This window comes from Sodalis ligni (genome assembly GCF_016865525.2).
Taxonomy (GTDB): Bacteria; Pseudomonadota; Gammaproteobacteria; order Enterobacterales; family Enterobacteriaceae; genus Acerihabitans; species Acerihabitans ligni.
The window spans coordinates 3,393,886-3,415,270 of sequence record NZ_CP075169.1; the positions used below are offsets into that span (position 1 = coordinate 3,393,886).

At 51.4% G+C, this 21,385-nt stretch carries 20 protein-coding genes and 5 pseudogenes; 12 read left to right on the forward strand and 13 right to left on the reverse strand.

Annotated elements, in window-relative coordinates:
- Positions 1 to 20: 20 nt before the first annotated feature.
- The gene (locus GTU79_RS15765; protein WP_132921357.1) at positions 21 to 1,295 is read left to right on the forward strand and encodes a YeaH/YhbH family protein; all 1,275 of its coding nucleotides are present in this window, start codon (positions 21 to 23) and stop codon (positions 1,293 to 1,295) included.
- A gap of 144 nt (positions 1,296 to 1,439) precedes the next feature.
- On the opposite strand, the gene GTU79_RS30445 is transcribed toward GTU79_RS15765, so the two are convergent.
- From GTU79_RS30445 to GTU79_RS30450, 3 genes and pseudogenes are all read right to left on the reverse strand, one after another.
- Positions 1,440 to 1,937 carry a GGDEF domain-containing protein gene (locus GTU79_RS30445; RefSeq protein ID WP_253073306.1) on the reverse strand — a complete coding sequence of 166 codons (498 nt, stop codon included), beginning with the start codon at positions 1,935 to 1,937 and terminating at the stop codon, positions 1,440 to 1,442.
- Positions 1,938 to 1,999: 62 nt separating this feature from the next.
- A pseudogene (locus GTU79_RS31435) lies at positions 2,000 to 2,289 on the reverse strand (hypothetical protein).
- Between the two features lie 42 nt (positions 2,290 to 2,331).
- Positions 2,332 to 2,820, reverse strand: a complete 489-nt coding sequence (locus GTU79_RS30450; protein WP_253073307.1) for a protoglobin domain-containing protein — start codon at positions 2,818 to 2,820, stop codon at positions 2,332 to 2,334.
- Between the two features lie 477 nt (positions 2,821 to 3,297).
- On the opposite strand from GTU79_RS30450, the gene GTU79_RS15775 reads away from it, so the two are divergent.
- Positions 3,298 to 5,025 (forward strand): potassium/proton antiporter, encoded by a 1,728-nt coding sequence (locus GTU79_RS15775; RefSeq protein ID WP_214513122.1) that lies wholly within the window; start codon positions 3,298 to 3,300, stop codon positions 5,023 to 5,025.
- Between the two features lie 2 nt (positions 5,026 to 5,027).
- Here the strand turns inward: GTU79_RS15775 and GTU79_RS15780 are convergent, their stop codons facing one another.
- Both GTU79_RS15780 and GTU79_RS15785 read right to left on the reverse strand, forming a co-directional pair.
- Positions 5,028 to 5,462, reverse strand: coding sequence for a MarR family winged helix-turn-helix transcriptional regulator (locus tag GTU79_RS15780; RefSeq protein WP_203521246.1), 435 nt, complete (start codon positions 5,460 to 5,462; stop codon positions 5,028 to 5,030).
- A 109-nt stretch (positions 5,463 to 5,571) separates the two neighbouring features.
- A complete protein-coding gene (locus tag GTU79_RS15785) occupies positions 5,572 to 6,858 on the reverse strand; it encodes a D-amino acid dehydrogenase (protein ID WP_203521245.1) in 1,287 nt (428 codons plus the stop codon).
- 313 nt (positions 6,859 to 7,171) lie between these two features.
- Here GTU79_RS15785 and GTU79_RS15790 point away from each other — a divergent pair, with 313 nt between their 5' ends.
- Positions 7,172 to 8,707 carry a SpoVR family protein gene (locus tag GTU79_RS15790; RefSeq protein ID WP_214513123.1) on the forward strand — a complete coding sequence of 512 codons (1,536 nt, stop codon included), beginning with the start codon at positions 7,172 to 7,174 and terminating at the stop codon, positions 8,705 to 8,707.
- A 72-nt stretch (positions 8,708 to 8,779) separates the two neighbouring features.
- Here the strand turns inward: GTU79_RS15790 and fadR are convergent, their stop codons facing one another.
- Positions 8,780 to 9,499, reverse strand: a complete 720-nt coding sequence (gene fadR, locus GTU79_RS15795; RefSeq protein WP_132921351.1) for a fatty acid metabolism transcriptional regulator FadR — start codon at positions 9,497 to 9,499, stop codon at positions 8,780 to 8,782.
- 371 nt (positions 9,500 to 9,870) lie between these two features.
- On the opposite strand from fadR, the gene dsbB reads away from it, so the two are divergent.
- From dsbB to GTU79_RS15810, 3 genes are all read left to right on the forward strand, one after another.
- Positions 9,871 to 10,401 (forward strand): disulfide bond formation protein DsbB, encoded by a 531-nt coding sequence (dsbB, locus tag GTU79_RS15800; protein WP_132921350.1) that lies wholly within the window; start codon positions 9,871 to 9,873, stop codon positions 10,399 to 10,401.
- Between the two features lie 205 nt (positions 10,402 to 10,606).
- Positions 10,607 to 10,861, forward strand: a complete 255-nt coding sequence (locus GTU79_RS15805; protein WP_214513124.1) for a hypothetical protein — start codon at positions 10,607 to 10,609, stop codon at positions 10,859 to 10,861.
- Positions 10,816 to 11,697: an acyltransferase family protein gene (locus GTU79_RS15810; RefSeq protein WP_338091495.1), complete on the forward strand. Its 882-nt coding sequence runs from the start codon at positions 10,816 to 10,818 to the stop codon at positions 11,695 to 11,697. Before GTU79_RS15805 ends, GTU79_RS15810 begins: the two co-directional genes overlap by 46 nt.
- Before the next feature lie 13 nt (positions 11,698 to 11,710).
- Here the strand turns inward: GTU79_RS15810 and GTU79_RS15815 are convergent, their stop codons facing one another.
- The gene (locus GTU79_RS15815) at positions 11,711 to 12,061 is read right to left on the reverse strand and encodes a hypothetical protein (protein ID WP_203521241.1); all 351 of its coding nucleotides are present in this window, start codon (positions 12,059 to 12,061) and stop codon (positions 11,711 to 11,713) included.
- 499 nt (positions 12,062 to 12,560) lie between these two features.
- Between GTU79_RS15815 and GTU79_RS15820 the strand changes: the two genes are divergently transcribed.
- A complete protein-coding gene (locus GTU79_RS15820; RefSeq protein WP_203521240.1) occupies positions 12,561 to 13,184 on the forward strand; it encodes a hypothetical protein in 624 nt (207 codons plus the stop codon).
- Here the strand turns inward: GTU79_RS15820 and GTU79_RS15825 are convergent.
- The gene (locus tag GTU79_RS15825) at positions 13,079 to 14,116 is read right to left on the reverse strand and encodes an IS630 family transposase (RefSeq protein WP_203521750.1); all 1,038 of its coding nucleotides are present in this window, start codon (positions 14,114 to 14,116) and stop codon (positions 13,079 to 13,081) included. The two genes, GTU79_RS15820 and GTU79_RS15825, sit on opposite strands and share 106 nt — an antisense overlap.
- Before the next feature lie 437 nt (positions 14,117 to 14,553).
- On the opposite strand from GTU79_RS15825, the gene GTU79_RS30455 reads away from it, so the two are divergent.
- Together GTU79_RS30455 and GTU79_RS15835 are read left to right on the forward strand one after the other, a co-directional pair.
- On the forward strand, positions 14,554 to 15,666 hold the full coding sequence (locus GTU79_RS30455) for a hypothetical protein (RefSeq protein WP_253073308.1): 1,113 nt from the start codon (positions 14,554 to 14,556) through the stop codon (positions 15,664 to 15,666).
- Positions 15,663 to 16,022 carry a hypothetical protein gene (locus GTU79_RS15835; protein WP_203521238.1) on the forward strand — a complete coding sequence of 120 codons (360 nt, stop codon included), beginning with the start codon at positions 15,663 to 15,665 and terminating at the stop codon, positions 16,020 to 16,022. The genes GTU79_RS30455 and GTU79_RS15835 overlap by 4 nt, the downstream gene beginning before the upstream one ends.
- 71 nt (positions 16,023 to 16,093) lie before the next feature.
- Here GTU79_RS15835 and GTU79_RS15840 read toward each other — a convergent pair.
- From GTU79_RS15840 to GTU79_RS15860, 5 genes and pseudogenes are all read right to left on the reverse strand, one after another.
- A pseudogene (locus tag GTU79_RS15840) lies at positions 16,094 to 16,572 on the reverse strand (YcgN family cysteine cluster protein).
- A 107-nt stretch (positions 16,573 to 16,679) separates the two neighbouring features.
- A pseudogene (locus GTU79_RS15845) lies at positions 16,680 to 17,091 on the reverse strand (YcgN family cysteine cluster protein).
- 88 nt (positions 17,092 to 17,179) lie between these two features.
- Complete coding sequence (locus GTU79_RS15850; protein ID WP_203521236.1) at positions 17,180 to 17,836, reverse strand: fumarylacetoacetate hydrolase family protein; 657 nt, start codon at positions 17,834 to 17,836, stop codon at positions 17,180 to 17,182.
- A gap of 93 nt (positions 17,837 to 17,929) precedes the next feature.
- Positions 17,930 to 19,024: pseudogene (locus tag GTU79_RS15855) on the reverse strand (lytic murein transglycosylase).
- A gap of 89 nt (positions 19,025 to 19,113) precedes the next feature.
- A pseudogene (locus GTU79_RS15860) lies at positions 19,114 to 19,388 on the reverse strand (YcgL domain-containing protein).
- Positions 19,389 to 19,521: 133 nt separating this feature from the next.
- On the opposite strand from GTU79_RS15860, the gene minC reads away from it, so the two are divergent.
- From minC to minE, 3 genes are read left to right on the forward strand one after another with little or no spacing between them, the layout of a single operon-like run.
- Positions 19,522 to 20,202, forward strand: coding sequence for a septum site-determining protein MinC (minC, locus tag GTU79_RS15865; RefSeq protein WP_132921343.1), 681 nt, complete (start codon positions 19,522 to 19,524; stop codon positions 20,200 to 20,202).
- A 22-nt stretch (positions 20,203 to 20,224) separates the two neighbouring features.
- Entirely contained in the window at positions 20,225 to 21,037 is an 813-nt protein-coding gene (minD, locus tag GTU79_RS15870) for a septum site-determining protein MinD (RefSeq protein WP_132921342.1), read from the forward strand.
- A gap of 3 nt (positions 21,038 to 21,040) precedes the next feature.
- The gene (gene minE, locus GTU79_RS15875) at positions 21,041 to 21,310 is read left to right on the forward strand and encodes a cell division topological specificity factor MinE (RefSeq protein WP_132921341.1); all 270 of its coding nucleotides are present in this window, start codon (positions 21,041 to 21,043) and stop codon (positions 21,308 to 21,310) included.
- The last annotated feature ends 75 nt before the right edge of the window (positions 21,311 to 21,385 follow it).

Sequence of the window (21,385 nt, forward strand, 5' to 3'; positions counted from 1 at the left end):
CTGTCGTCCGGAGGAGATATATGGCCTACTTTATTGACCGACGACTTAACGGCAAAAACAAAAGCATGGTTAACCGCCAACGCTTTTTGCGCCGCTATAAGTCACAAATCAAACAGTCGATTGCCGGGGCCATCAACAAGCGTTCGGTTACCGATGTAGAGAGTGGGGAATCGGTATCGATTCCCAACACTGACATCAATGAGCCTTTTTTCCATCAGGGACGAGGGGGCATGCGTCACCGCGTGCATCCCGGCAATGATCACTTTGTCCAGAATGACCGTATAGAGCGCCCGCCAGGAGGCGGGGGTGGCGGCAGCGGACAGGGGAACGCCAGCCAGGACGGCGAGGGGCAGGATGAATTCGTCTTTCAGATCTCGAAAGACGAATACCTTGACCTGCTGTTCGAAGATTTGGCGCTGCCCAATCTGCAGAAAAATCAGCACAAGCAGCTTAATGAGTTCAAAACCCACCGCTCCGGCTATACCTCTACCGGGGTTCCGGCCAATATCAGCGTGGTGAGGTCGCTGCAAAATTCCCTGGTACGGCGTACCGCCATGACAGCGGGTAAACGGCGCGCTATCCGGGCCCTGGAAGAAGAGCTGGCGCTGCTGGCCAACAGCGAACCTGTGCAGCTGTTGGAAGAGGAGCGTATCCATAAGGAGATTGCGGAACTCAGGCAAAAAATCGCCAGGGTGCCTTTCATTGATACGTTTGATTTGCGCTATAAAAATTTTGAACGCCGGGCCGAGCCTTCCAGTCAGGCGGTGATGTTCTGTTTGATGGACGTTTCGGGTTCCATGGACCAGGCCACCAAGGACATGGCCAAACGCTTTTATATTCTGCTGTATCTGTTTCTCAGCCGGACCTATAAAAACGTGGATGTGGTCTATATTCGCCACCACACCCAAGCCAAGGAAGTGGATGAACATGAATTCTTTTATTCCCAGGAAACCGGCGGCACCATCGTTTCCAGCGCGTTGAAATTAATGGAGGAGGTGGTTAAAGATCGTTACAACCCGGCACAATGGAATATTTATGCCGCACAGGCGTCTGACGGCGATAACTGGGCGGATGACTCCCCGTTGTGTCATGAACTGCTGGCTAACAGGCTGTTGCCAATGGTGCGTTATTATAGCTATATCGAAATAACCCGGCGGGCGCATCAAACCTTGTGGCGCGAATATGAAGACCTGCAAGCCAAGTACAGTAACTTTGCCATGCAGCATATTCGCGATCAGGAAGATATTTATCCGGTGTTCCGTGAATTGTTTCACAAACAGGTAAACGAAAGATAACCGCACACTCATAAATCAGCCAGACAGCAGGCGGTTTCTGGCTGATTTCGGATACGGCGTCCCTTCCCCCGTCAAGCTCCATGGCCGGCTGCCATCGGCCCCTCCCACTTGGTTTCCTGGCGCACCTCTCGAATGGAAACACTGTCATCCTTTAGGATGATAAGTTTCCGCACGGTTGCGGCCGTTTTGCTTGGCCTCATACAGTGCGCTGTCGGCTCTGCGGATCAGGCGTTCATAATCCGGATGCCCGTCGAATACGCTCAGGCCCACGCTGACCGTCAGGTCGATTTTTTCGCCGGCGGTGGGATACGTCGGCCGACCGGCGATTTTTGCGCGAATCGAGTCGATAATCAGATTGGCCTGGTTTTCGGCTATCTCCACAAAAACCAGCATAAATTCCTCCCCGCCGTAGCGAAAGACATAATCGCTGCTGCGTACGCTTTCATAGAGGATCGCGGCGATATTTTTCAATGCCGCATCGCCGGCATCATGCCCGTATTTATCGTTGATTTTCTTGAAATAATCTATATCCAGCATGGCCACGACAAAGGACGTATTGGTACGCATGGCCAAGGCTATTTCCCGCCGAAGGATAGTGGGGATAAAACGCCGGTTCAGCAGGTTCGTGAGGATCTTTGCCATTTTCGAATTTCGCCAGCTCTTCAAATAACGAGGACAGGAGAGATGTCAATTTCATGATCCGATTACGCACGGTTCGTAACAACACATAGCGTTGTTCCGCTATGGCAATCATGTCGGGGTAAAGGTCTTGATAAATTCATCCGTACTGCCCAATAGCGCGGTAATTTCCGATACTTCATCCACCTGGGCAAAACATGCCTGCCTTTATGCTGGAACCATAATCCGAATTCCGATTCCTTCAGTTCCTGAATTTCGACGGCGGGGAGCCGGTGGCGACATTATAGATAAAGCGGTTTTCCCAATTCAGCAACGCGGCGAGTTGCCGTTCGCGCTCAACGTTAACGTTATCCAAGATCGAAAATAACCGATAATTTTCCTGATCCTGGTGGTGCTTTCATGGGTTCGGGAATAGGCGGTAGTCATGACTTCGATGGCGGTATCCATGGCAAGGAGCAAAACGCATGGCGTCATAACATAATGCCGGATCCATCTTTTCCCGCCGCAGCCGGCTGTAAAGGCTTTGTTTGACCCTGCGGGCGCCGCGGGCCACCAAATCAATAGGAATACCGATGCGGGCGTGGATATTCCCCACTTTACGCTGTTCGGCAATCAGTTCCGCCAGATCGGCGGTGGAACTGTTTAAAACCTGTCTAATCCAATTCAATAGCGTGGCATGCAAACGATCTTTCACCAGCTGGTTGGAAAGAAACAATCGAGCGTCGTCGTCATCCAGCATGTACGCATAAAAATCATCCACCAGCAGACTAATATCGTCGTCGGAAAGCGACTTTAATAACGAGTGGGCGGCAGCACCGGTGATGTCAATCAAGTCATGCCACTCGCTCATAATCAGCGCATCGTAATATTGCCCGTTTATTTTCATTGGCAGTCAATTTTAAGACTAATAATTTTCGTTGTTCTATAATAGCATAATTGAAGAACGGCTAAAGCCGTTAATGATGAGGACCGCTCGCACTTCCGGCGGTTTACAGCGACAAAAACATAATTTACAGCACAACAGGTTATGGTTTTCAGGGGTTACACGGCCGGAAATCCGCTAAATGGCCAAAAGCAGCCCTTTCATCCTCAACGACTTTTGTGTTAACGTTAAAAAGAGCCGGTTTTCTAGCCGGCATTGAAAGCGGCTTGACGCAGGTTTACTCCCTCCACAACTATGGCACGTCGACGCGGGAAAGCAGATTCAACGGGAAAATGGGCAATATCCCTCTCATTTTGCCACTGATGGCTAAAAACAGGGTTTCGTGTCAGTGTTGGCGGATCTGCCTGCTATTCTCTTTAGAAGAAGAGGGTTCGATAATTATTATAAAGACTGACTATTATAAAAAAAGGAGAGCGACGATTGGATAGCGGCACCATAATCAATTTATTTATTATCGGCTCTCTGCTGGTGGGCGGCAGTATATTGCTGAGTTCGTTCTCCTCGCGTCTGGGTATACCCATCTTGGTCATATTTCTCGCCATTGGCATGCTGGCGGGGGTGGACGGCATCGGCGGCATCGGCTTCGACAAGTCCCCGGTGGCCTATTTGATAAGTAGCCTGGCGCTGGCGGTGATTGTATTGGACGGGGGCATGCGCACACGCGCCACGTCTTTTCGCGTGGCTCTGTGGCCCGCCCTGTCGTTGGCCACGGTGGGGGTCATCATCACCGCCGGCTTGACCGGCATGGTCGCCGCCTGGCTGTTCAAGCTCAATCTTATCGAAGGGCTATTGATAGGGGCCATCGTCGGTTCGACGGATGCGGCGGCGGTGTTTTCGCTGCTGGGCAATAAAGGCCTCAATGAACGCGTCAGCTCAACCCTTGAGATTGAATCCGGCAGCAATGACCCGATGGCGGTCTTTCTTACCATTACCCTGATTGCGATGATTCAGCAGGGGCAAACTCATCTGAGCTGGATGTTCGTACTGCACCTCATCCAGCAATTTGGCCTGGGAGTATTGTTCGGTCTCGGCGGCGGCTGGCTGCTGCTGCAAACCATCAACCGCATTTCCCTGGCGGGAGGGCTTTATCCCCTGCTGGCGGTGAGCGGCGGCATCATGATCTTTGCCCTCACCACCGCCCTGGAGGGCAGCGGCATCCTGGCCGTCTATCTGTGCGGTTTTTTGTTGGGAAACCGGCCGATACGCAGCCGTCACGGTATTTTGCAAACCTTTGACGGCATGGCTTGGCTTAGCCAGATATGTATGTTCCTCGTGCTGGGACTGCTGGTGACCCCAAGTGATTTATGGGTTATCGCCATTCCGGCGTTACTGCTGTCGCTGTGGCTGATGCTGGTGGCCCGGCCGCTATCCATCCTGGTGGGTCTGTTGCCGTTTCGCAATTTCACGACCCGGGAACGGGTCTTTTTGTCCTGGGTCGGCCTGCGTGGCGCGGTTCCCATCATCCTGGCGGTCTTCCCCATGATGGCGGGCCTGGACAACGCCAAACTGTTCTTTAACGTCGCGTTCTTTATCGTGTTGATTTCGCTGCTGCTGCAGGGTACGTCCTTGGGCTATGCCGCCAAACTGGCCAAGGTAGTGGTGCCCCCCACCGCCTCCCCCATCAATCGCGTCGGGATGGATATCCATCCCGAAAACCCCTGGGAGCAGTTTATTTATAAGTTAGGCAGTGAAAACTGGTGCGTCGGCGCGGCATTGCGGGATATGAAAATGCCGAAAAACACCCGTATCGCAGCGCTTTTTCGCGATAATGTGCTGCTGCATCCCACCGGCAATACCCGTCTTAAAGAAGGAGATGTGCTGTGTGTCATCGGCCGCGAACGGGATTTGCCCGCGCTGGGCCGGCTGTTCAGCCAGTCGCCGCCGGTGGCGCTGGATCAGCGGTTTTTTGGGGATTTCATTCTGGAAGCCGATGCAAAACTCACCGATGTGGCGGCCATATACGGCTTGGACTTTGATGAAAAATATGAACAGGATCTCACCCTCGGCGAGTTTGTTCTGGACCTGCTTGGCGGCGGCGAACCGGTAGTGGGGGATAATGCCGTTTCTGAAGGGCTGGTGTGGACCATCGCGGAGAAAGAGGACCAGCGGGTCAATAAAATCGGTATCAAGATAATCGAGGAACAATAATCTCAGGAAAGGGACTCCGTTGCGGCGTAGACTTCAGCCAGCACGCGCATCGCCACCTGCAAATCCGACTCCGCCACCTTGTCCAGGATCTCTTCCCCCAGCGCATCCGCTTCGCTGCGGACCTTTTCATATAACGCCCTGCCGTCCGCCGTCACCACCAGTAATTTTTTTCGCCGGTCGGCGAGCGTAGGCACGCGTTGTACCAGGCCGGTTTTCACCAGCCGGTCCACCATGGTAACAATAGTAGCCCCCTCCACGCCAAGAAATTGCGCCAGTTCGCTTTGAGATAAGGGCGTTTGCGCGCCGGCGATGGCGGCCACCGCCACCCAGCTCGCCTGGCTTAAGCCGAGATATTTCAGGCGGCGATCAATGGCCATCCGCAGCGCACGGGAGGTAAGATGTAATAACCTTGAGAAATTTTTGTATTCAGTATTCATCAGCAGAAAATAAATTTAGTCATAATATGACAAAAATTAACACATTTTCACCGGCATGACCATTGGCCAGTGGGTACATACCATACAGAGCCCCCCGGTCCGCAACGACTCAAGCCATGGTAGGCTCGACGCCGGGCCGGAAACCTTCGATGTAACGCGCGACGGAGAGATCGTCGAAGGGAATATCGGGCGTCCGGCCACTGATGATATCCGCCAGCAAACGCCCCGAACCGCAGGCCATGGTCCAGCCGAGAGTGCCGTGGCCGGTGTTCAGGTAAAGATTAGCGAACGGGGTTTTGCCGACAATCGGCGTTCCGTCGGGGGTCATCGGCCGCAATCCGGTCCAAAAGGTCGCCTGCTGTATATGTCCGCCGCCGGGGAACAAATCCCGCACCACCATTTCCAGCGTATCCCGCCGCGCCTTGGCCAACTCGGTGTTGAACCCGACTATCTCCGCCATGCCTCCCACCCGGATCCGCTTATCGAAACGGGTAATGGCGATTTTATAGCTCTCATCCAAGACCGTAGACACCGGAGCGGCCCGTTCATCCGCCAGGGGAATGGTCAGGGAATAGCCTTTCAGGGGATAAACGGGAATAGACAGGATATGGCGCAGCATGGCGGTGGAGTATGAACCCAGCGCCATGACATAGGCATCCCCCTGCATTACCTCGCTGCCGCACTTGACGCCGGTTATCCTGCCGCCGGAGCTAAGCAGGCCGGTAATATCGCAGCCGTAGCGGAATTCCACACCCAGATCCGCCGCCATTTTTGCCAGGCGCTGCGTGAACAACTGACAATCGCCGGTTTCATCATTGGGCAGCCGCAGGCCGCCGGTCAGCTTATGCGCTACGCCGGCCAAGGCGGGTTCAACGGCGGCCAACTGCCGGGATTCCAACAATTCGAACGGTACCCCTTCGTCGCGCAGCACCGCGATATCCTTGGCAGCACTGGCAAATTGCTGTTCGGTACGAAAAATTTGCAGCGTTCCGCCCTGGCGGCCTTCGTATTGGATGCCGGTGTCGGTGCGCAGGGCTTTCAGGCAATCGCGGCTGTATTCCGCCAAGCGCACCATCCGGCTTTTATTAATATAATAATGGCGGCTATCGCAGTTGCGCAGCATTTGCCACATCCAGTGGAGCTGATGATTGGTGCCGTTAAGGCGGATGGCCAGGGGAGCATGGCGCTGGAACATCCATTTTATCGCCTTCAACGGTACACCGGGCGCGGCCCAGGGCGCGGCATAACCGGGAGAAATCTGGCCGGCGTTGCCGGCGCTGGTTTCCAGCGCCGAACCGGGCTGTCTTTCAAGCACCATAACGTCATGCCCCGCACGGGCAAGATACCAGGCGCTGGCGACGCCGATCACACCGCTTCCTAAAATGATAACCCGCATTGTCAAGTGTCCCTTTTCGAATTCAACAGCAGAAGAGTCGCAATAGAAAGATAAGCCCCGGTCCAGGCCGCGTCCCGCAGGCCGTCAAAACCATGCGCTGGTTCACAATTCATTAGATACTCAGCGGCAATGCCATTTCAAGGACTAAATCGGGATATTCAATACCGTCCGGTTGTGCTCTGAAATGCATACAAAAAAATCGCAATTATTTTCATGCTAATACTGTGTCGGGCGCCGCGTAAATTTCATCTTGCACTAGGATTAATAATAAGCCAGCATGATGATGTACTGTCTGTAACGATGAGGTGCGCTGATGACGATTTCCATTGATGAACGTTTAAAGGATTCCACTTGTCTTAGCGATGGACCCGACTGGACATTTGAGCTATTACAGGAGTATTTGGACGAGATTGACCGGGTGGCTAAACTCTATCGGCTGGATACGTATCCACATCAGATAGAAGTCATTACCTCGGAACAAATGATGGATGCTTACTCCAGTGTCGGTATGCCGATTAATTATACCCATTGGTCATTCGGCAAGAAATTTATCGAAACGGAACAACGTTACAAACAGGGTCAGCAAGGGCTGGCATATGAAATTGTCATTAATTCCAACCCCTGCATCGCCTATTTGATGGAAGAAAATACCATGACCATGCAGGCGCTGGTGATTGCCCATGCCTGTTACGGCCATAATTCCTTCTTTAAAAATAATTATTTGTTTCGCAGCTGGACCGACGCCAGTTCCATTGTGGATTACCTGATTTTCGCCCGTAATTACATCACTAAATGTGAAGAGCGATACGGCGTCGAACAGGTGGAACAGCTGCTGGATTCCTGCCATGCCTTAATGAACCACGGCGTGGATCGTTACAAACGGCCGCAGAAAATTTCCCTGGAGGAAGAGAAATCCCGGCAGAAAAGCCGAGAAGCCTATTTGCAAAGCCAGGTCAACGATCTTTGGCGTACCCTGCCCCGCCGGGATAAAGAGGAATCTCCCGCCGAAGCCAGCCGCTATCCCCATGAGCCGCAGGAAAACCTGCTGTATTTCATGGAGAAAAACGCCCCCTTGCTGGAACCTTGGCAGCGGGAAATTTTGCGTATCGTCCGTAAAGTCAGCCAATACTTTTATCCGCAAAAACAGACCCAGGTCATGAATGAGGGTTGGGCCACATTCTGGCACTACACCATTCTCAACCATCTCTACGATGAGAAAAAGGTGACCGACCGGTTCATGTTGGAATTCCTTCACAGCCACACCAACGTGGTGTATCAACCGCCGTACAACAGTCCCTATTACAGCGGCATCAACCCGTACGCACTGGGATTTGCCATGTTCCAGGACATCAAGCGTATCTGCCAGTCGCCGACGGAAGAAGATCGCCATTGGTTCCCGGATATCGCCGGCAGCGACTGGCTGGAAACCCTGCATTTCGCCATGCATAACTTCAAGGATGAAAGTTTTATCAGCCAATTCCTGTCGCCGAAAATCATGCGGGATTTCCGTCTGTTTACCGTGTTGGACGACGATCATAACAATTACCTGGAAATTGCCGCCATCCACAATGAAGACGGCTACCGGGCGGTACGGCAGGAACTCTCTTCCCAGTACAATTTAAGCAATCTCGAACCGGATATTCAGGTCTGGAATGTGGATTTGCGCGGCGACCGCTCGCTGACTCTGCGCTATACGCCGCAAAATCGCGCGCCGTTAGCAAAAAACCGTCGCGAAGTGATGAAGCATATTCATCGGCTGTGGAGTTTTGATGTGTATATGGAACAGCTTAATGAAGACGGAAATGTGGAATTGATTGAGCGTTGTCCCGCGCGCAACTTACCCTTGTGATATCTTATCCCCTACAGAAACCCGGTGAAGGTCGGTCACGGCCTTCACACCCTTCTTCGGAATGATGCCGGCTCAGCGTCCGGCTTCGGCGATATCATGGGGTATGGAGGACTGCATGCTGTTCCAGATGGCCCCGCTCTCATTGCCGTAATGACGCACCAGATCAATAACCTGATCATATAATCCTTCCCGGCACAGGGCGGAAAGACGGGTGTAAAAATTGCGAGCCAGCTCGCGGGCCTGGGGATTGGAAAAATAATAGCGCCCTACCCGCAGGTATAACCCCCTCAGTCCGTTGAAAATCAGGCCGTATATAGGATTGCCGGAGGCAAAAGCCAATTCATGAAAAATGCGGTAATCCATTTCGGTGAAGGCATCGGCCTGATCTTCCAGATTTGCCGCCTGCGCCAGAACAAGCTGCGCTTTATCGGGATAAAACCGTATCGCCATGCGAATGAATATCGAGGCGATATTGGTGCGTACCGACAATAAATTATCAATGAGCTGCGGAACGCTGTCATGATCGAGGCGGGCCAGCGTCTCGAGAATATTCAGGCCCGAGGTTTCCCAGACGTTGTTTACCCGGGTCGGTTTACCATGCTGAATGGTCAGCCAACCGTCCCGGGCCAGCCGTTGCAGCACTTCCCGCAAAGTGGTCCGCGTAACGCCAATCACATCTGAAAGTTCTCGTTCCGCGGGCAGGATGGATCCCGGCGGGAAACGATTATTCCATATGCTTTCAATAAGATACTCTTCCGCGAAACCGGCGGGACTTTGCGCCTTGATAACCATAATAGTATGTTCCGTGCAGCATGCGTAAGTAAGCTAAAACGGGCTAATCATAGCAGATAGCGTCAAGCTGATATAGGGAGATGAAGGGACTTAAGGTAAAACCTTGTCGGTGATGGCAATAACGAGGCATATTTGTCACCTTATGATTAATTTTGATAATGTTTTCTTTAAACATAATACCTGTATCAGCTTCAGATTACGTTAAGAGACCTCGCAAAATATCACTTAAGATGAATTCTTAATGACAAGAGTTTCAATGAAAACGAAACAAGCTGGAGAACGAATCGTACTTTACTTAAAAAAGAGGCTGGCATCTGTCATTAATTGATTTAAACTGCGTGTTTACAAGCAACTGGCCTGGATAATAATATATGTTGCAATTTCTCAACCGCTGCTCGCGAGGTCGTGGCGCCTGGATATTGATGGTGCTTACTGCCCTGGCGTTGGAGCTGGTGGCGCTTTATTTTCAGCATGTGATGTTATTAAAACCCTGTGTGTTATGCATTTATCAAAGGGTTGCTCTTTATGGCGTCATGGGGGCGGGGATCATCGGCGCCATAGCGCCGGCCACGCCGTTACGCTACGGTGCATTGATTATCTGGTTGTACAGCGCTTGGGAAGGCTTGAAACTGGCTATGAAGCATACTGATATCCAGTTGAACCCCTCACCGTTCGTCACCTGCGATTTTTTTGTCAGTTTTCCCTCGTGGCTGCCCCTGGACAAATGGCTGCCGTCGATTTTCAGCGCCACGGGCGATTGCGCCGTCCGCCAATGGCATTTCATGTCGCTGGAAATGCCGCAATGGATGATCGTGATCTTCGGCGCCTATTTGCTGGTAGGCATCCTGGTGCTGATTGCTCAATTTTTCCGCCCGAAAAAACGCGACCTGTTCAACCGTTAAAGGCTAAAGGACCCGCAGGGGCCCTTTCTCCCGAGGCCGCGTAAAGCTTTTCCGGGTTATCGAGCCGGCATGTGGCCTGTAATACCCGTAATAAATGAAAAGTGAAATCGCCGTTAAAACCCCGATTTCACTTTGATCCCCCCTCCTCTTCCCGCTACCCTCCGTTTTAAGTTCGCTCAACATCACCGTCGACGGGGAGTTTTGCATGCCTGCCTCTGCCAAAAAAATCCAATGGATTAATTCTCTGAAAGGCGTCTGCATTTTGTTGGTGGTATTAAACCATATCATTACCACCAGCTATATCCCGTCGCTATCGGTGATCAACCAGCACCAGTTCATTACCAAAGTCTGGGTAGGGATTAACCATTATCTGGTACCTCTGCGCATGCCGGCCTTTTCTTTATTTCCGGTCTGCTGGCCGCGGACGGCGTTCTCGTACGCTCCTGGAATGAGGTATTGACAAAAAAAGCGGTTAACCTGTTTTATCTCTATCTGTTGTGGCGTCTTGTACAGTGGCTGTGCGTGAGTTTAATCAACCGCGACCTGGCCTTTGACGACTGGCGGCTGATGGCGCACAACGCCGCCTATGCAAGTTCCGCGGGCCAATTCATACTGTACGTAGCGGCAGCCATGTCCAGTCCCTGGTATCTGTATGCCTTGGCGCTCTATTTTGTCATCTGCAAACTGTGGCGGAATCACTGGGTCTTACTGCTTGGGCTGGGGGCAGTGCTGAATTACGCCTGCGTTTTGGGCCTGGTTCCCTGGTGGGGTCCGGCAAGCGTGGCGCAAAACGGCATATTCTTCTTTACCGGCTGTTTTCTGGGTTCGCGTATCGTGGCCTTGCTGGCGGACAGGCGATCCCGCCTGACGCTGCTGGCGGCGCTTACCGGATTGGCGCTTTTCCATTGGATGCTGACGATGGATAAGAGCCTGTTTACCAGCGCGCTGGCGGTCTGCGTCGCCATATTATGCTGTCAGTGGGTGAACCGCCATTGGCTGTGGCACAGCGGACCGTTGCAGGCCCTTAACTGGATAGGTAAAAATACGCTGCAGATTTATGTACTGCATAAATTGCTCACCGAACTGATGGCCGTGCCGGCGCTGGGAGCGCTGGTGCGCTATCACGCCTTCGATAATAAGCTGTTCTCCCAGCTGTGGCTGGCATTTTACCCATTGGCGGTCACGGCCTTATGCGCGGCGGGAGCAATTGCAATCTGGTGGGCCCTGAATCGCGGCGTCGGCCGCGTCCTGTTCCAGTACCCGTCGCTGGTTCGCACTGAAAAGGCGCTGGTTTGAGAGGCTTTTTCAATCATTCACCCCGGGATGATTGATTTGTTTTGCCGGAACCTTCCCCACCATGAAACCGCCCGAACAACCGTGCGGATATGATCGCCATCAATAACGCTCCGAGGCCGGCCGTGCCGGCGTCCCCCGTAACGCGTAGATCGAAATCGCCAACCCGATAGATGAGAAGGTAACCCAGCGCGATGTTGACTGCTCCCCACAGCACATTCACGGTTGATGAAGACAGCCCTTGGCCCGGCGGCGAGGCAAACGGACTTTGGAAAGACCGCCCCATCATGCCGCTGACAAGGTGTGGAATGGCATTGGAAACAAACATGCCGCCAAAAAAATAGGAAAAATATTGATGCCAGGGCATGAGCAATTCTCCAATGATACGACAATGGATGACGCAACAAGCGGCCAAGTGTATGGTCTGGCTGCCCATCGCGCGACCGCCTATCCGCCACGACTGAAAGCGGCAAGCATAAGTGTCGAGGTTGTCACTAACCCGCTAAACTTGCAAGTTAAACTTACAAGTTTAGCTGCTCATATAGGCCATCTGTTATTAAAGAATTGCTTGATATTCTCCACTGCCGGATCTTAAACATGCTGTGATAGCGCTTTGATTAGATAGCCAATAAATAATCCAATTCTAAAATTCCATTTCAATCCGTAATACTTTTAAATTTACTCACTGCCGATAAGTTATCATTTATTCGCCCATTCTGTTTAACCTTTTTTTAGGCTCCCTGTGGTTAATTACTTATTGTATTTTATTTTTTTGAGCATAATCCTGATATTAATATTAATTATTATCTCAAGAATAAATAACATAAACGCCATTTAATTTTTATTAATTAATCTAAGGAAAGACTATGAATAATAATTTTACAGGCGGGTCAATAAATCATGGCAACGGCTGGACCACCACTCATGATCCGAGAGGAGATATCCGGCATTATACCGGCGAACAGCGTAGCCCCGCCCCTACACCCTCCATATCGCACAATTTCCAAGGCGGCCATAACACTTCTTATACCGGCAGACACAGGAGCGGCACCGGCGGCACAAACCGCTATGAGATGCAGCAAAGGCGGCGCGAGCAGCGGGAAAGAGCCGAGGCGGAAGAGGCGCGCCGCAGGCATGAAGCCGAAGAAGCACAGCGCAGGCATGACGAGGAGGCGCGAATACGGCAGGAGCAAGAGGCGCGTCGCCGGCATGAAGAAGCCATCCGCCAAAAAGAGCATGAGGAATGGATGGCGAAACATCCCCTTGAGGCCGCTGAAAAAGGGGTGCGTGATGCTAATGAAAATCTCAGGCATAAAGAGCACGAAAGGAGTCATGCCGAGCATCAATTACGGGAAAGCGAGCAAAGCCTAAATAACTGCGCCTATTACCGCTCCACTTTTGTTAGTCCAGGTTTGTTGCCTGGGAAAGGTGATGCGGTTTTCATAAATTGTCTGACATTTTTTAGTAACTCCCACATTGTTTTACAGTGATGATTGCGGGTCACCGTTTCGTGTAATGCTAACCATAAGAGCTCTATTTTGTTCACCCATGGCGAGTAAATCGGCTGATAAATAAGAATAAATTTTGGATTCTTCTTCAACCACTTCAATGTCTTTTTACTTTTGTGAATGATGTAATTATCGACAATAAGGGTGATCGTTTTGGCGCTGCGATACGTGCTTTTCAGCTGGCATAGCATATCGATGAACAAGCCTGAGTTTTTACGTGTTCCACTCACGTAATCCACTCTGCCCGTTCCAGCATGCAGCGCACCTGCAAGGTAATGTTTTTCATTTTTACCCGGCGTAGGGATGCGTTTCTGCTGACCTTTTTTCTGCCAGTCCGCGCCGATTTTTGGGTTGAGATCGATATCAACTTCATCCTCGTAAAACACGGGATGTTCAGCACTGTTCTTTGCCAATGCCTCATCAATTGCAGCCAGCTTTTCTTCCCTGTGAGGATCCCGAATATGCAAGGTCGGAGCTGCTCTGCGCCAGACAATGCCGGCTCCTGGCAACCAACGGCGAAGTGAGCCAGGATGCAACGTAGAGTTAAATAACTTATTAATTTCAATCGTTAACATCTCGGTACTCCAGCGTGAGCGCAGATAGCCAAAATCTTGCGGGGAGCGCTGAACAAGCAAATTGAGCATTCGCAGCATGGCGTCGACAGGCCATTTTTTTTGACGGCCCGGTGGCAGACTTTTCAGGCCTTCAATACCAAATAACGTGAACCAATTAATCCAGCGTCCGACGGAAGAACGGGCGGCACATAGGGTTTTAGCAACGCAAGTCAGCGATTCACCCCGGTGCAACATCAACATGGCGATAAGGCGTCTGGCATGATTCTTATCTGCCGTTTTCTGGACAATTTTTTGCATCTGGCGTCGTTCATTTCTGGGTATGGGTGCTATGATCGGCATAACTCAGTCCGGTTGGTGATTTGTGATGTTTGGCGATTGATCAGATCGCTCAAACCGGATTGAGTTCCCTTCGGTGATCTACTATTAGGCGCAGTTATTTAGCACATCAGCATAACAGATATAACCAAACAAGAGATGATTATGAACAAAAGATTGCATACGAAAGACAAAATTGCTTTTTTGGCCCAGTCGCCGGTCCTGATTACTTCCTTAAAATTAAGCGCGATAAAGCATTATCTGACATACAGCTTAAAATTAATAGATTACAAGATGAAGTCACCCATCGGAGAGGTCATTTAAATCATTGTAATCAACAGCTCCATGAAGCTCATAAAAATAGACCCCAGGCCGATAATCACCTTACTCATATAAGAGAAAACATTCGCCGTGACCAAGAAGCCCATGCCGCCCATTTACGGCAGCAGGAAGCAGCCAGATTGCACGAACAGCGGGAAGCTCAACAAAAAGCCAATGAGGCGGCCGAAGCGCAACGCCGGCTAGCCGAAGCCACAAGGCTTAAAGAACAGCTGGAAGCACAAACAAAAGCCGACGACGCCAGGGCAAAAGAGCAAGAGATGGCTCGCCAAAAAGCTGAAGAAACGACGCATATTGTCAAAGACCTGATTGCCACCAGAAGCGTTGAAAATAACTATTTTGATACCGTCGACAGGCAATTTAGCGCTCTCGATATTTCATCCCAGACGGCGCAACCTGCCGATCAGGATGGCGCAGGCAAAGCGGGTCAGCCCTCGGTCAAACCGGCAGCCAGTGCTACAACCCCCGGAATTAAAAATAGCGCTTTCAGCTCGAAACAGGTTGAAGACCTGCACAAAGAGCTTGAGGCCGCAAAAAAAACCGGTGAAGATACCAAGGGGATTTACGAAAAATATGCCGCAAGCAGCCAGCAGAACCGTGAACAGGTAATTGCTGAGGAATGCGCCAAAAAACCGTTTTGGACGATTGGCGCCCTTGCGGAAATGGATGGCGGTAATGATATCGCCAAAACCATCAATCGGTTTCCCTTTGTATCCAGCTTAAACAGCGCAGAGCGGTCCCAGCTTTATAACTTCGTATCGGCTGAGAATGAAGCCACCGCCGCCGCCATTTACCAGGCGATGCCCACTGCGGTGAAAGCGGCGCTGGGCGCCAAGGAAGTGCTGGATGGCTTAGGCCATGGCGTGCCGGCGGGGGGCAAAGGATCCCCCGCGCTGGGGGTGTTGGATAAGAACAAAAAAACCCACCAACCCAATCAAGGCGCGGTCGGCAATATGGGTGAGTTCTTTAAACAAAACGGGTTTGGGGAGAACGCTAAGACGCATTCGCAAAAAACAGGTAAAATCTATCAGGGACAGACGGTTTATAAGGCCACAACGAATATCAATGAAAACATCAAGAAAGGAGACCAATTTTATTTGGATGGCAAGCATAAAGACCATATTGAGGTATTCGATGAAGGCAATAAGATTCGCACCGTCTTGAACTTAGACGGCAGCGTTAATTATGAGAAGTGGAACAGGGCCAAAAAAGAAGGCAGGACGTTACCGAAATGAATAAATCCCTATTTATGAATGAATTGAAAGATACTTCTATCAAAATTTTGCAAGATTTTTTTGCCAAAAATGATAGGGTTGTATCCATGGATATTCAACTTGACCTTGATCAAGATTTTGAAGAGCAAATTAATTGTCTGCGAGATGCTGTTTCCCTTTTGAAAAAAGCCAGGGAGGCAGATGATAAGATTGCGACTCAAGCTGCTCTGTTACATATCAGTTCATATGCCATGGGACTTTCAAGTTTTTTTGGGAACATTGATTCTGATGCGACTAAACTGCTCAGGGCACCGCAATGGCCTGCCATACCGGAAAATTATAAGATCCCCGAACATTATCATTTTCCCCATAAATGATCCTAGGCGCCCGGTCTCGGCCGGGACCTACACATTTCCGGATAAGTATCGGTACGGAGTAATAATGGCGGTTACCTCGCCCATTCCGGTTTATTTAAAATATGATCCTCCCAGTCCTCCACCTCCCTTTCCGGCACCGCGATATATCGCACCGAAATACGCTCGCCGTGCATAGCGGCCTTGGAACCGGTAATCAACGGATGCCACGGCGGCAGGGGCTTGCCCTCCTCTCGCAATCGATAGGCGCAGGTGGGCGGCAACCAATCGAAGGTCACCAGATTTTCCCGCGTCAGCTTGATGCAATCCGGTTCATATTCAAACCGCGTCTCGTAGTGGCGGCACTGGCAGGTTTTGATATTAAGCTGGTTGCAGGCAACATTGGTGAAGTACACCTCTTCGGTATCTTCATCAATAAGCTTATGCAGACAGCAGCGGCCGCAACCGTCGCATAAAGACTCCCATTCCTGATCGGTCATCTCCGCCAGCGTTTTTCCTGCCAAAGGGGCGTGTCGTCATCATTACGTCCGGTGAGAGAGCCTAGTGGCTTTATATAAAGCTTTCTGGTAGAGGTTGCAAATTTTTGCCGATCCGCTGATCGCCGGCGCCAAGATTAATGCACCCGCTATTCTGCCGGCTGCGCCTTAGGCACAACAAATTTTACCTTTTATTCAAAGAGCTTGCAGGTACCGCAATATGCCGCACGGAAATGCGCTCAGCGTGCATGGCCGCTTTGGAACCGGTAATCAACGGATGCCAGCTCGGCAGGGTTTGCCCTGCGCCAAGAGCCGATAGGCGCAGGTGGGCGGCAGCCAATCCAGCGTGGTGATATTTTCCTGGTCAGCTTAATACAACCACCCTTCATGCGCTCCAAACGCTTCTCATAATGGCTGCACTGGCAGGTTTTGATATTAAGCAGTTTGCAGGCGACATTAGGGGATTGGGGCGTTTTGGTTTCGCTATCAATGTATTTATACAGACAGCATCGACCGCAGCCGTCACACAAAGATTCCCATTCCTTGTCGGTCATTTCATCCAGAGATTTTTCTTGCCAAAAAGGAATGGTGGCCATCGTTACCTCCGGTAAAAACAGGACGACTTTATATCAATAATGATGATACTTTGCCGCCCCGGTATTACAAGAGGCATACACCGGAATGCTAAATTATGCGGGTTGTCAGGGTATGATCGTTGACGGAGACCGTTAAGCTGTCGCCGGGCGATAACTTTGCCACACCCTGTGGAGTGCCGGTCAAAATAATATCGCCGGGACGCAGCGTGAAATAGCGGCTCATATAGGCAATCAGCGGCAGGATTTTCGTGATCATATCCCGGGTATTCCCCTGTTGCCGGATTTCATTATTCACTTTCAGCGTCAGATCGGCCTGTTGGGCATCACCGAATTCCGCCACCGGGATAAAACCGGATATCGGGCAGGCGCCGTCAAAGCCCTTGGCTTTTTCCCACGGCTGGCCGGCTTTTTTGAACTTGGCCTGCTGCTCCCGCAGCGTCAGATCCAGCGCCACGCCATAACCGGCGATGGCCCGCGCAACATGATCCTCATCGGACTGTTTCAGAGGCATGCCGATAAGGACGGCAAGCTCCACTTCGTGATGGACTTCACCCTGATCGCCGGGGATGACAATTGGCTGACGGATATCGCACAGCGCGGTTTCAGGTTTGATAAACAGCACTGGTTCGGTGGGCGTAGCGCTGCCCATTTCCTTTATATGATCGGAATAATTGCTGCCGACGCAAACCACTTTACTGACCGGAAAATCCAATAACGCCCCTTGCCAATCTCTGTGTTGATACATGTCGTGTCGCTCCTGCCTGCCGGCTGAAATTTTTTTTGTTAACGAGTAGTAAACATCATCCTACATCGGCCGCAAAAAAGGAACAATGGGATGTCACTGCGCCAGCGCATCCGCCAGGGTACCGATGCTGATGGCAAAGTAATAGGAACGGTTCCAGCGCATTAGGGTACGGAAGTTATCGTAAACGAGATAGCCGCGGTTAGGGGTATCGTCCGGGATAATCACCCAGGCCCGCTGTGGGAAGCCTGCAGCGGGCTGCCATCGGGCAAGGCGATGCCCTGGCGGCTCCAGTCGCTTACCGTTTGCCCTGCGGATCCTTCAGGCCGGCTTTATCGGCGGAAATCCCGCCGGCAGCCGAACCGCCCTGCCCCAGCCCTGATCGCCGTTCCAGCCTTCAGTGGCCAGATAATTGGCGGTGGAGGCAAAGACATCCGCGACGTTATTCCAGATATCAATCTTACCGTCATTATCGCCGTCGGCGCCATAACGCAGATAGGAACTGGGCATAAACTGGCTTTGTCCCATCGCGCCGGCCCAGGAGCCCTTCAGTTGGTCAAGGGTAATATTATTTTGTCCGAGAATGCGCAGCGCCGCGAACAGTTCGTTTTTGAAAAAGGCCTCGCGTCGCCCTTCAAATGCCAGGGTCGACAAGGCTGAGATCACATCTTCGTGTCCTTGAATTTTGCCAAAGCCGCTTTCCATACCCCACAGGGCCACGATATAACGGGCCGGTACGCCATAACGGGCGCTGACGGGGGCGAGCTGAGGCTGATAGAGACGATACATCTCCCGCGCGCGGGCAATTTTCCAGGCCGGCAATGTCCGCTGCAAATAGTCGTCCAGCGATACTTTTTGTTCCGGTTGGTTGCGATCGGCGCTTATCACCCGGTCGACAAAATGCGCTTGGGCAAATGCCTGCTGAGCGATGCCGGCGTCGATGCCCTTGGCCAATGCCTCGGTTTTCAACTGCGCCAGATAGGTCGGAAACAGGGCCGGGTCGCGCCCTTGCTGCGACAGCGGGATTTTACTGCTTTCGGCAGCGGAGGGGGCGAGGGAAGCCGGGGCGCTTGGTACCGCGCCTTGCTGCACACTATTTTCATGCCGACTGCATCGCGTCAGAAATATAACGGCCGCCAAAATAGCAATGGTGGATAATTTCACGTAGCGGTTCCTTACCGAATTGGACATGAGTCGTGGATTTTGTGGGCGCCATTGCGCCCTTGAGAAAAAATATTCACACGGCTTAACGCCTTGGCGGAAAAACAGTGGATTAATGATCAGTTATTTTTAGCGGAATTCAGGTGAATTGCCATTAAATTTTCAATAGGCGGCGGCAATTGCAGATAGTAACCCTGTTCTTTCAAATCCTGTTTTACTTTATCGATATCCGCAGCGACCAGTTTTTGCTACCATTTAACGGGAATAGCATTGAAAGCACCGGTTTACCGAAACGAGCCATTAACTCCGGCGGAACCCTGGAAAAGTCATCTCTGTTTTCCACATAAAGGTAAGTTTGTTCTTGTTTGCTACTTCGGTAGATCACACAAAACATATTTTCGCTCGGTTTACTTGGTTTAGTGACTTGCCTGAATATAGTAGTAACTATAACATGCATGCTGTGCTTCGAATATCGCTTACCGGTAGCTTACCGGGTAAATACATGTGTTAAGACTGAGTCAGGATAGATGTCACAGACACCCATTGAGTTGAAAGGCAGTAGCTTTACCTTATCGGTAATTCATGTTCATGACGCCCAACCTGAGGATATTCGTCAGGCTTTGCAAAAGAAAATCGAACAAGCACCCGATTTTCTGAAAGAAGCACCGGTGGTTGTCAATGTGTCGGCCTTACCTCATGACGTCAATTGGCCACAGCTTCGGCGGATATTTTCCGCCACCGGCCTGTATGTCGTCGGCGTCAGCGGGTGCCGGGACGAGCAGCTTAAACGCGCTATCGTACGCAGCGGTTTGCCGCTGTTGAACGAGGGCAAACCGCAAAAACGCGCGGCTGCCGCTTCTATCGCCCCGGTGGTGGCGCAGAAGACCAAACGCATCGATGTACCGGTGCGTTCCGGGCAGCAAATTTATGCGCGCAACTGCGATCTCATCGTCACCAGCAGCGTCAGCGCGGGGGCGGAACTTATCGCCGACGGCAATATCCATATTTACGGTATGATGAGAGGCAGAGCATTGGCAGGAGCGTCGGGGGATGCGTTATGCCAGATATTTTGCACGCATCTTTCTCCCGAACTCGTTTCCATCGCCGGTCAATATTGGTTGAGCGATCAAATCCCGGCGGAATTTGCCGGAAAAGCCGCTCGGCTCAGCTTGCAAGACAATACGCTTACCATTCAACCTTTAAATTAAGCCCTTGACAAGGAATCCATTTATGGCACGCATTATAGTTGTTACTTCGGGTAAAGGGGGCGTTGGCAAAACCACATCGAGCGCGGCTATTGCTACCGGCCTGGCCCGGAAAGGCAAAAAAACCGTCGTGATCGATTTTGATATCGGCTTGCGCAACCTTGACCTTATCATGGGATGCGAGCGCCGGGTGGTATATGACTTTGTCAACGTCATCCAGGGTGACGCCACGCTGAACCAGGCGTTGATTAAAGATAAGCGCACCGACAACCTTTACATCCTGCCGGCCTCGCAGACGCGGGATAAAGATGCCCTGACCCGCGAAGGCGTGGAAACGGTGCTGAACGGCCTAAACGAGATGGATTTTGATTTTGTGGTCTGCGATTCGCCGGCGGGTATCGAAACCGGCGCGCTGATGGCGCTCTATTTCGCCGATGAGGCTATTATTACCACCAATCCGGAAGTCTCTTCCGTGCGTGACTCGGATCGCATTTTGGGGATATTGTCGTCTAAATCCCGCCGCGCCGAAAACGGACAGGATCCGATAAAAGAACATTTGCTGCTAACCCGTTATAACCCGGGGCGCGTAAGTCGCGGCGATATGCTCAGTATGGAAGACGTCATTGAAATTCTCAGAATTCCCCTGCTGGGTGTAATTCCCGAGGATCAGTCGGTCCTGCGCGCGTCCAATCAGGGTGAACCGGTCATCCTCGATGCGGAGTCTGATGCGGGTAAAGCGTATTCAGACACGGTTGATCGCCTGTTAGGAGAAGAACGTCCCTTCCGCTTCATCGAAGAAGAGAAGAAGGGTTTCTTAAAACGCCTGTTTGGGGGATAAACCATGGCATTACTCGATTTTTTTCTCTCCCGCAAAAAAACGACAGCCAATATAGCCAAGGAACGGCTGCAAATCATCGTTGCGGAACGCAGACGGGGCGATAGCGAACCTCATTATCTGCCGCAGTTGAAACGGGATATCCTTGAGGTTATTTGTAAATACGTGCAAATCGACCCAGAAATGGTCTCGGTGCAGCTTGAACAACGGGAAGGGGATATTTCCATTCTCGAGCTTAACGTCACGCTGCCGGAAGCGGAAGAAAGCCCGAAATGATACTTAGCCAATGATTCCCCTGCATTGGGCAGGGGATCGTGCCGCACGAAACCGCTGAATCCTGCGGTACTCCCA